Source organism: Caulobacter segnis (assembly GCF_003243465.1).
Lineage (GTDB): Bacteria > Pseudomonadota > Alphaproteobacteria > Caulobacterales > Caulobacteraceae > Caulobacter > Caulobacter segnis_A.
This window is the reverse complement of sequence record NZ_QFQZ01000114.1, coordinates 1-10,688: the sequence shown is the minus strand read 5'-3', so window position 1 is coordinate 10,688 and position 10,688 is coordinate 1. Positions and strand designations below refer to the sequence as shown.

The window sequence follows — 10,688 nt, the reverse complement described above, 5'->3', positions numbered from 1 at the left end:
AAAATTGCTCGGGTCTCATACGGCCTTCTGACGCGCTCGAGCTATATAGGCGTGACGAAGCCGCATTGCCACCGGCCCCGGCTTTCCATCCCCAAGCTTGACCCCATCCACCTGGACGATCGGCGTCACCAAAGACCCCGCGCCGGTGATGAAGGCCTCCCTCGCGGCTTGCGCCTCGGCGATCGTGAACGGCTTTTCGCTGATCGGCAGGCCGGCCTCGCGGATCACTTCCAGCAAGGTCGAACGTGTAACGCCGCGAAGGATGTTGGCGTTAGTGTCGCGTGTGCGAAGCACCCCTTCCGCATCGACGATCCACGCGTTCGACGAAGCGCCCTCGGTGACGAGTCCCATGTCGTCGACGAACCAGGCTTCGACGGCGCCGCGCTCACGGGCGGCCTGCTTGGCCAAGGCGTTGGGCAGAAGGCCAATCGATTTGATGTCGCACCGTCCCCAGCGGTTCTCAGGAACCGAGATCACCAAGCCGCCATTCTTCGCCTTGGCGTTGGTGGCTGCGCGATCGATCGCCTTGGCGGTGATCACCACCGAGGGCGGCACGGCGGGGGTCGGGAAGGCATGATCGCGGCGGGCGACTCCGCGCGTCACCTGCAGATAGACGAGCCCCTCCCGCACCTTGTTTCGGCGAACCGCCTCGCGCAGGACCAGGGTCAAGGCGCCCTCGCTCATCGGATGGGCGATACGAAGCTCATCCAGGCTGCGCCAGAGCCGCGCGAAGTGCCCCTCAGAGTCAGCGAGCTTGCCGTCGAACACGGCCCAGACCTCGTAGACGCCGTCGGCCAGCTGGTAGCCACGATCCTCGATATGAACAGCGGCCTCGCCGTGACGCACGAACTGGCCATTCACATAGGCGAAACGCGACATCTACTCTTCCTCTTCGGCCCTAGCGCCGGCGACGCCCAAGGACTTCAGCTTGCGGTGAAGGGCCGAGCGCTCCATGCCGATGAAGTTGGCCGTTCGCGAGATATTGCCGCCGAAACGCAGGATTTGGGCGTTCAGGTACTCGCGCTCGAACAGTTCGCGCGCCTCGCGCAGCGGCAGGGCGATGATCCGCTCGGCCCCGATGGCGCCGGCGTTGCCGGCGCTGGGCTGATCGCCGCCGGAGAGCATCTCGGCCGTGATCACGTCGCCAGGTTCGCCTGACGCCAGGATCAACATCCGCTCGACGTTGTTACGAAGCTGGCGGACATTCCCCGGCCAAGTCTGGACCTGAAGCGTCGCCAGCGCGTCCTCGCCCAGTCGACGGCGTTGCAGGCCGGTCGCCTCACTGATGCGCTCGATGAAGAAGTTGATCAGCTCCGGTATGTCCTCGCGACGTTCGGCGAGACCCGGCACCCGGACGGGCACGACGTTCAGGCGGTGGAACAGGTCCTCGCGGAACCGGCCGCCCGCGATCTCTTCGCGCAGGTCGCGAGAGGTCGAAGAGATCACGCGCACATCGACCTGCACATCGTTGTCGCCGTCCACGCGCCGGAAGCGCTGCTCGACCAGAACTCGGAGGATCCGTCCCTGGGTCTCGCGCGGCATGTCGGCCACCTCGTCGAGATAGAGCGTGCCGCCATGCGCCCGTTCGAACACGCCGATCTTGCGTGGGCGGCCGCCCTCGCCTTCCTCGCCAAACAGCTCGACGTCGAGACGTTCCGGGGCCATGCCGGCGGCGCTGACCGCGACGAACTCCTGCCGCGCCCGCGTGCTGGCGCCGTGGATCAGCCGCGCCACCAGTTCCTTGCCGGAACCGGGGGGGCCCGAGACCAGAACGCGACTGTTGGCCGGGGCGACCTTCAGGATCATTTGGCGCAAGGCCTGGGCCGGCGCCGACTTGCCGATCAGACCGTCGGGCGCGAAGGTCTGCGCCCTAAGCCGGCGGTTTTCACGGCGCAAGCCAGCCGCTTCGAGCGCGCGCTCGACAACCAGCAGCAAGCGGTCCGACTTGAAGGGCTTCTCAAGGAACTCGTAAGCGCCGCGCTTGATGGCGCTGACGGCCGTCTCGATGTTGCCGTGTCCGGAGATCATGATCACGGGCAGGTCGGCGTCGAGCGCCTTGACCATGTCCAGCAACTCGAGGCCGTCCATGCCGCCGCCCTGCATCCAGATATCCAGGATCAGCAAGGCGGGCTTGCGCGCGCGGATCGCCGCGAGCGCCTGGTCGGAGTCGGCGGCCGTGCGAACGGCATACCCCTCGTCCTCAAGGATACCGGCCACCAATTCGCGGATGTCGGCTTCGTCATCCACCACCAGAACGTCGGCGCTCATATCATCTCCTCAACGCCACTTTGGGCCGCGGCGGGCAGACGCGCGGTCGTCGGAAACTTCAGGATGACGCGCGCGCCGGGCGGCTCGCGCGCATCGGTCAGGGCCAGGCCACCGCCATGGTCCTCCATGATCCGCTTGACGATGGCCAGGCCCAGGCCCGTGCCCTTCTCGCGGGTCGTCACATAGGGCTCGGTCAACCGGTCACGGTCCTTCGCAGGAAGGCCGACGCCGTTGTCCTCGATCGTCACGCACAGATCCTCCGCGGTGGACACGAGCGTGGCGACGATCCGCCCAGGCAGATCGGGGGTGCCCAAGCGTCGCGCGCCAACCGCTTCGCCAGCGTTCTTGAGGATGTTCGTCAGCGCCTGTCCGATCATGCGCTCGTCGCAGGTGACCCAGACATCCGCCCCGCCGGGCTCATCGAGGCGAACCTCGATCTCCGCATCCTGAAAGCGTTGCGCGAAAACCGCCTGCCGCAGCATCTCCGTCAGATTCGCGGGCGCAAACCGCGGTGCGGGCATGCGGGCGAAGGCCGAGAACTCATCGACCATTCGGCCGATATCACCGACCTGGCGAATGATGGTGTCCGTGCACCGGTCGAAGGTATCGAGATCGCTGGCGATCTCCTTGCGGTACTTTCGGCGCAGGCGCTCGGCCGACAGCTGGATCGGGGTCAGAGGATTCTTGATCTCATGCGCGATCCGACGGGCGACGTCCTTCCAGGCGGCGTTCCGCTGCGCGGCCACGAGGCGAGTGATGTCGTCGAAGGTCAGGACTAGGCCAGCGGCGACATGGCCCGCCGCGCGAACCCGCAGTCGCCGCGTCTCGCCTTCGCGCATGATGTCGATCTCGACATCCGTGTCCGGGCGGCTCTGCTCCAGCGCCTCCATGACCTCGGCGAACTCCGGCGCCAGGGTGATGAGATCAACACCGAGTGCGTCATCCGGGAGGCCCAGGAGCGCGGTTGCTCGACGATTGACGGCCGAAACCCTTCCTCGCTCGTCGAGGCTGACGACGCCCGCGCTGACGCCGGAGAGCACGGTCTCGATAAACTGCCGACGGCTCTCGGCGTCCAGGCTGGCGGCCTTGAGCGCGGCCTGCTGCAGTTGTAGCTCGCTGGTCATCATGTTGAAGGCGTTGGAGAGCGCCCGGATCTCGTCCGGCCCCGAGCCCGCCTCCACTCGAGCGTTCAGATCGCCGCCCGACACGCGCCCGGCCGCCTCGACCAGATCCGCGACCGGTCCCGCGATCGAGTTGGCGGCGGCGATGCCGACCCAGATGGCGGCGACAAGGACGAGGAGCGCCGTCTCCAGATAGCTGAGCCCGAAGATCGCCTGGATCCGCCCCCTGCTCCGCTCGGCGTCCCGATAGGACAGCAGCGCGTCCTGCGTTTCGATCAAGTGACTGAGGATGCCCTGCTCGATCGGGCGGACCACATAGAGATAGCCGTCCGGAAACGCCTTGAGCTTATAAAGCGCCCTGAAGAGATCTTTCGATACAAAGCGTTGGGCGCTGACCTCACCGCTGTCGGTGGCCTGATAGCTGGACGGAGGCGGCGCAAGGAAAGGCGGCGCCACGGCCGTTTCGGCCCGCGCCAAGATACGGCCGTCCCGGTCGAGGATGTAGGCGGCCGAAAAGCCGTTATCCTCCATGACACCCGACAGATAGTGACCGAAGGCGACGGGCGACTGCGACATGGCCGGCGCGGCGCGGTTCAGGTCCGACGCCATCGGCGCGATGTGCTCGGAAATATAGTTCTTCTGCTGCTCGACGTAGGAGTTGGCGACCTTGGCGGAATTGCCGACCACGGTCTGGACCTTCTGGCTGAACCAGCCGTCGACGCCGCGATTGACCAGAACGCCGAAAAACAAGGCGACGATGACTGCCGGTGCGACGGCTGCGAGCGAGAAGAGGCCCACGAAACGCAGGTGCAGCCGCGCGCCCTCGTCGCTGGCTCGCGCATCGATCAGGTCATAGAGGCGAAGGCCCACGATGGTGGCCACGCCGAGGATCAAGACGAGATTAAACCCGAGCACGACCAGAATGACCGTGCTGGCCGTGCTGATCGAGTCGGTCTTTGGCGGCGAGGACGCCAAGGCGACCCCGGCCACCGTCAGCAGGACAGCCAGGCCGTAGCCTGCCGAAACCAGGTAGCGCGATCGCAAAAGCTCTCGCCACCAGGCCCGACTGAATCGGGTCGGCGGGGCTTCCGATCCGGTCGCGTAAGCCACTGAAGCCATCACCCCTGAGTTTAAGGGGGTGTGCCCTGAATTCAACAGCTATGTGCTAGGAATGCTTCAGGCTTACCGCCTGCCTCGCGTCATCTCGACCCCGAGGTCCTGAATTTTCTTGCGGAGCGTATTGCGGTTGAGGCCCAGGATCTCGGCGGCGCGAACCTGATTGCCGCGCGTCGCTGAAAGGGTCAGCTGGATCAGGGGGCGCTCGATCTCCTGCAGAACGCGATCATAGAGTCCAGGCGGAGGAACGCCATCCGGCTGATCGGCGAAGTGTGAAGCCAGATGCCGTTCGACCAGGGTCGAAAGCGTAACGGGCCCTTCTTCCGAGCGCACGGCCGGAGTGTGGTCCTGAAGCTCGCGATCGACGATGCGCGCGGTGATCAGCTCCTCGGCATAGAGCGCGCACATCCGACGCATCAGGTTCTCGAGCTCGCGCACGTTGCCGGGCCACGGATAGCTCTTCAGGCGATCCAGGGCGCTTTGGTCGATGGTCTTGGCCGGCAGCCCCTCACGGGCCGCGCGCAGCAGGAAGGTTCGCGCCAGATCCGGAATGTCCTCGGCGCGATCGCGCAGCGGCGGCAAACGAACCGGGGCGACGTTCAAGCGGAAGAACAGATCCTCGCGGAACAGCCCTTGCTGGATCAGGCCGCGCAGATCGCGGTTGGTGGCGGCGATGATCCGAACGTTCGGCCGGCGGCCGGTCTTGGGGTTGATCACCGGCTCGGTGCCGTCGATCACGCGCAGGAGGCGGGTCTGGGCGTCCAGCGGCATGTCGCCGATCTCGTCCAGGAACAGCGTGCCCCCGTCCGCCTCGACAAGACGACCATTGTCGCCTTCGCCACGGCCGAACAGCTCGACCTCCACCCGCTCGCGCGGAACGGCGGCCAGGTTCAACACGACGAACTTACCGTCGCGCCGGCGGCCCAACTCATGCAAGGCGCGGGCGACCAGCTCCTTGCCAGTGCCGCTCTCGCCGAGGATCAGAACCGTCAGGTCGGCGCCGACCAGACGCGCGATCGTGCGATAGACTTCCTGCATCGGCGCGGAGCGACCGATCAGCGGCAGGCGCTCGTCGCGCATGGCCCGGGCTTGCGCCTTGGAGGCCTCGGTGTCGGCGGGGCGAGACAGGGCGCGCCGGGCGGCCGCCGTCACATCGTCCAGATCGAACGGCTTTGAGACGTACTCAAACGCACCCGCGTCGGCGGCGTTGACGGCGGTGAGCAGCGTATTCTGCGCGCTCATCACGATGATCGGCAGCTTTGGGCGCTCCTTGCGGATGCGCGGCAGGACGTCGAAGACGTTCTCGTCGGGCATCATCACGTCGGTGACGACGAGGTCCCCCTCTCCATCCGTGACCCACTTGAGAAGCGTCGTGGCGTTGCCCGTGGCGCGGACCTGATAGCCCAGGCGCGTAAAGGCCTGGCTCAGAACCAGGCGGACCGAGCTGTCGTCGTCGGCGATCAGGATCTTCTTGCTCGCGGCGTTCATCGTTACGCGTCTCCAGAAACAGGATCGGGAGCGCCGTTTTGAGGCGCGATGGGCAGCAGGACGCGAAACACAGTGCGGCCAGGCTCGGATTCGAAATCGATCAGCCCCCCGTGGGCGGTGACCAGCTTGGTCACGAGCGCCAGACCAAGCCCGGTTCCGTTGGCCTTGGTGGTGACAAAGGGCTGGAAGAGGTGATCACGCAGGGTGGCGGGAACACCGGGTCCGTTATCGACCACCCGCACCTCGATGGGAGCGCCGCTTGAGCTCTTGCCGTCGGCCCCGCGCACCCGAACGCCCGGACGCCACGCGGTGTGAATGGAGATCGCCCCGCGTCCGTCGCCGCGCATGTGCGCCGCCTCGGCGGCGTTTTTCGTGAGGTTCAAGAAGATTTGGATCAGGTGATCCTCGTCACCCCAGACCGGCGGAAGCGAAGGATCGTAGCTTTCCTTCAATTGCAACCCATCGGCCACGCCATTCGCGACCAAGGCGCGGACGCGGTCGAGCACCTGGTGGATATTGACCGGCTCGCGCGGCGTCGGCGCATCGTCCGAAAACGCTTCCATGCGGTCGACAAGGCGGCGGATGCGATCGGTCTCATCGACTATCAATTGCGCCAGCGGCTGATCGACCGCGCTGGCGCCGGTCTTGAGCAGTTGGGCCGCGCCGCGAATACCGGCCAGAGGGTTCTTGATCTCGTGGGCCAGCATCTTGCCCAGGCCGACGACAGAGCGAAGGCCCGCGGTATCCGCGCCGCGATCAACGCCGAGCACGCCCTTGACGTGCAGAGTCAGCAGGACCGAGCCATCTCCGAGCGGCGCCGCAGCGCCGTCCGCCTCGAAGGGAGGCTGCCCGAAAAGATTGACCTCGACGCCGTGCTCGCGAACCAGAGCGCCTTCGGAAATGGCCCTGTCGAGCAGTGAAACCAACACCGATCCCGGCGGCAAGGCGGCGCGGAAGCGGCCCCTCGCCAGCAAGGACAGGCCATGGCCAAAGAGCGCCTCGGCCGCCTCGTTCACGGCGACGAGTCCGCCCTCGCGATCGACCACGAGCGCCGGTTCCGGGCTCAGATCGAAGGCCGCGGATTTCAAGGCGTCGGAGGCGACGCCGGTCAGTACCCGGGCGCGGTCTGTCATGCGGCTAATCTCCCGCCCGCCAGCCACAGGTCGCGCAGGGCGGCCTCCACGGCGACGGGATCCTCTAAGCGACACAAGCTGGCGCGCGCGGCGCGACGGGCTTCGGCGGTTTCAGGCCAAGGGGCGGCCTCGATGTACGAGGCCAGATGCTTGCGGAACATCTTGAGGCCCAGGCGATCGCCATAAAAAGACAGACTGCGGCGGAAATGCGTGAGCGCGATCGCCAGGCGCTCTTCAGCCTCCGGCTCGCCGAAGCCGCGCCCATCCAGGGCCGCCTCGATCGCGCCGGCGATCCAGGGGCGGCCATATACGCCACGCCCAATCATCACCCCGTCAGCGCCCGATTGCTCAAGCGCAAGACGTGCGCTGGCGCCGTCGACGATGTCCCCATTGACCAATACGGGGACCGACACGGCGTTCTTGACCTCGGCGACCGCCGACCAGTCGGCGACGCCCTTGTAGAACTGATTCCGCGTGCGGCCATGAACCGTGATGGCGCGAGCCCCCACCGCTTCGGCGCGTGCGGCGATCTCGGGCGCGTTTCGACTGGCGTCATCCCAGCCCAGCCGCATCTTCACCGTCACAGGCACGTCAACCGCCTCGACCGCAGCGGCCACCAGGGCCTCGGCGAGGTCCGGCTCTCGCATCAGCGCCGACCCACAGGCGGCGCCCGCCGCGACCTCCTTGGCCGGGCAGCCAAAGTTTAGGTCGATGATCTCAGCCCCAGCCTCAGCCGCCATCCGGGCGCCCTGAGCCATGCAGTCGACATCACGCCCAACCAGCTGGATGACCGTCAGCGGCAGCCCGTCGCCGACGGCGGCGCGGCGAACGACATCCGGACGCCCCTTCGCGAACTCCGCGGAGGCCACCATCTCGGTCGCCACATAGGGCGCGCCGAGCGCCGTGGCGGTTTCTCTGAAAGGCAGGTCCGAAACCCCGGTCATAGGCGCGATCCACACCCGACCGGGGACGCGAACCCCGCCGATATCGAGCTCTTTGCTCATTTTCTGATCATCCCCGTAGCATTCTTTTTAGGCACATTGTGCGACGCAGTAAAGCCCGGATCGACTGGACATGCGCCGCCTTACGGCTAAACAGCCCTGATGACCTTCTCCGCCGTGATCGTCGCCGCCGGCTCGGGAACCCGAGCCGGGCCGGGCCAGGCAAAACAATGGCGCTTGCTGGCTGGAAAACCCGTTTTGAGGTGGTCTGTGGAGGCCTTCCTCGCCGCCGGCGCGTCCGAGCTCGTCATCGTCACGACGGACGACGGCGAAGCCGCCCTTCCCACCGTACTCGAGGGCCTGGGCGGCTGGCGGGTGGCGAAGGGTGGCGCGACGCGCGCCCAGTCCGTGCAGTCCGGCCTCCGCGCCCTCGCCCATCGACCCGCCGACGAACCGGTGCTGATCCATGACGCGGCCCGCCCCCTGCTGGCGCGGCAAACGATCCGCGAAGTGCTGAAGGCGCTGGAGGGCGCCGATGGCGTCCTGCCCGCCCTGCCCGTCGCCGACACGCTAAAGCGCGCCGAGCCAGACCAAAATCCCGTGACGACGTCACGCGAGCACCTTTGGCGCGCCCAAACCCCCCAGGCGGCCCGTCGCCAGACCTTGCTTGACGCCTACGCCGCCTGGAGCGAAGGCGAACCCACGGACGATGTCCAGGTGATCGAGGCCGCTGGCGGACGCGTCGCGATCGCGCCGGGCGATCCGCTGTTGTTGAAACTGACCTATCCTGAGGATTTCGCCATGGCCGAACGGCTAGCCGGCGCCGCGCGCGTCACCCGTGTCGGCCAAGGCTTCGATGCGCATCGCTGGGGTCCTGGCGAAGAGGTTTGGCTCTGCGGCGTCGCGATCAAGCACGACGAGACTTTGATCGGCCACTCCGACGCTGACGCCGGCCTGCACGCCCTGACCGACGCCATCCTGGGCGCGATCGGCGAAGGCGATATCGGCGACCACTTCCCGCCGACCGATCCAAAGTGGAGGGGCGCGGCCTCGGACCAGTTCCTCAGGCACGCGGTCGATCTCGTGAGCGCAAAGGGCGGCGTTCTGGTCAATGTCGATGTGACGCTGATCTGCGAGCGCCCTAAGATCAAGCCGCACCGTCAGGCGATGCGTGAGCGTTTGGCGGAGATCCTCGGCCTTTCCGTCGACCGGGTCAGCGTGAAGGCGACGACGACCGAGAAGATGGGCTTCACTGGCCGGGGCGAGGGTTTGGCGGCGTCGGCCGTCGTGGCGGTCGAGACTCCGGCCTGAACAGGCTAGGCTGCCGACGCTAAGACGGAGACCCGCATGTTCCCGCTCGAGATTGAGACCCTGGCCCGCCTGCTGATCGACGAAGCACGCGGTCGCTCCCTGCGTCTGGTCACAGCAGAGAGTTGCACCGGCGGCCTGGTCGCCGGCGCCATCTGCGCGATCCCGGGGGCTTCCGACGTGTTCGAGCGCGGCTTCGTCACCTACACCAATCGCGCCAAGTCCGAGATGCTGGGCGTCCCCGGCGACCTGATCGCTGACCACGGCGCGGTCTCCGAGCCTGTCGCGCGGATGATGGCCGAAGGCGCGCTGCGCGAGAGCAACGGCCACGTCGCCGTCGCCATCACCGGCGTCGCGGGTCCTGGCGGCGGCTCCCCACTGAAACCCGTCGGTACGGTCCACTTCGCCGTCGCCCGCGCCAACCGCTCGGTCGTTCATCGGCACGAGCGGTTCCTCGGCGATACGCGCGAAGCTGTCCAGCTGGCGGCGATCGTCATGGCGCTGGAGATGCTGCGCGAGGCGGTGACCTAGTGCCAGAGACGGCGCCCAGCGACTGGCGGCGCTTTACCGGCGCCAATCTTTCGCAACGAGCGATAAAGGCCGCCGCCGCGCGGAAGACCGAGATTCGCCACGCAATCCGGGTCTCGGCCGCCGTCGGCGCCGCTTACGCGATCGCGACCCTGTTGCGCCTGCCGCAAGGCTATTGGGCGGTGTTCACGGCCGTGATCGTGGTTCAGGCGAGCCTGGGCGCAACGATCACCGCTTCGATCGAACGCTTTCTCGGCACAGTGGTCGGCGCGCTCGCGGGCGCGGTAGCAGCCTATCTTCACTCGCGTTGGTCGGAATTCGGCGGCTTGATCCTTTGTCTCACGGTGGCGTTGCTCGCTTTCGTGGTTTCGATACGCCCTTCGCTCAAAGCGGCGCCGGTCACGGCCGTGATCATGTTGATCGGCACGACGACACACATGGATCCGCTGATCGCCGCGAGCTTGCGCGTGGCGGAGATCACTGTCGGGAGCCTGGTCGGCGTCGCCGCGACCCTGCTGATCTTTCCTGCGCGCGCTCACGCCGCCGTTGTCGCCAGCATCCAGAAGATCGTCGGCTTGCAGGCGCAGATCCTTGAAAGCCACGCCGAAGCCTTACGCGGCGCGCCCGACACCACCGATTATCTGAAGGCTCAGGACGACCTCCGAGCGGCGCTCGCCAAGCTCCAGACGGCGATGACCGAGGCCGATCGGGAAAGCGCTACGAAACTAAGCGATCGGTCCGTATCCGACGCTCTGCCGCGAACCCTTTGGCGGCTTCGCAACGAT

General features: G+C 66.8%; 9 protein-coding genes. 3 read left to right on the top strand and 6 right to left on the bottom strand.

Annotation, left to right across the window (positions count from 1 at the left end; translation table 11 throughout):
• Positions 1 to 15 precede the first annotated feature (15 nt).
• From DI526_RS21965 to dusB, 6 genes are all read right to left on the bottom strand, one after another.
• On the bottom strand, positions 16 to 879 hold the full coding sequence (locus DI526_RS21965) for a D-amino-acid transaminase (RefSeq protein WP_304282713.1): 864 nt from the start codon (positions 877 to 879) through the stop codon (positions 16 to 18).
• Positions 880 to 2,268, bottom strand: coding sequence for a nitrogen assimilation response regulator NtrX (gene ntrX / locus DI526_RS21960; RefSeq protein WP_304282711.1), 1,389 nt, complete (start codon positions 2,266 to 2,268; stop codon positions 880 to 882).
• Positions 2,265 to 4,508, bottom strand: a complete 2,244-nt coding sequence (locus DI526_RS21955) for a PAS domain-containing sensor histidine kinase (RefSeq protein ID WP_304282709.1) — start codon at positions 4,506 to 4,508, stop codon at positions 2,265 to 2,267. Before DI526_RS21955 ends, ntrX begins: the two co-directional genes overlap by 4 nt.
• A gap of 63 nt (positions 4,509 to 4,571) precedes the next feature.
• Positions 4,572 to 5,993 (bottom strand): sigma 54-interacting transcriptional regulator, encoded by a 1,422-nt coding sequence (locus DI526_RS21950; protein WP_013079109.1) that lies wholly within the window; start codon positions 5,991 to 5,993, stop codon positions 4,572 to 4,574.
• 2 nt (positions 5,994 to 5,995) lie between these two features.
• Positions 5,996 to 7,126, bottom strand: a complete 1,131-nt coding sequence (locus DI526_RS21945) for a nitrogen regulation protein NR(II) (protein WP_304282706.1) — start codon at positions 7,124 to 7,126, stop codon at positions 5,996 to 5,998.
• The gene (gene dusB, locus DI526_RS21940; RefSeq protein WP_304282704.1) at positions 7,123 to 8,130 is read right to left on the bottom strand and encodes a tRNA dihydrouridine synthase DusB; all 1,008 of its coding nucleotides are present in this window, start codon (positions 8,128 to 8,130) and stop codon (positions 7,123 to 7,125) included. Before dusB ends, DI526_RS21945 begins: the two co-directional genes overlap by 4 nt.
• A gap of 99 nt (positions 8,131 to 8,229) precedes the next feature.
• Between dusB and DI526_RS21935 the strand changes: the two genes are divergently transcribed.
• From DI526_RS21935 to DI526_RS21925, 3 genes are all read left to right on the top strand, one after another.
• A complete protein-coding gene (locus DI526_RS21935; protein ID WP_304282701.1) occupies positions 8,230 to 9,378 on the top strand; it encodes a bifunctional 2-C-methyl-D-erythritol 4-phosphate cytidylyltransferase/2-C-methyl-D-erythritol 2,4-cyclodiphosphate synthase in 1,149 nt (382 codons plus the stop codon).
• 36 nt (positions 9,379 to 9,414) lie between these two features.
• Complete coding sequence (locus tag DI526_RS21930; protein ID WP_304282700.1) at positions 9,415 to 9,906, top strand: CinA family protein; 492 nt, start codon at positions 9,415 to 9,417, stop codon at positions 9,904 to 9,906.
• On the top strand, positions 9,906 to 10,688 hold a 783-nt coding region (locus tag DI526_RS21925; RefSeq protein WP_304282697.1), incomplete at its 3' end, for an FUSC family protein. The genes DI526_RS21930 and DI526_RS21925, both read left to right, overlap by 1 nt.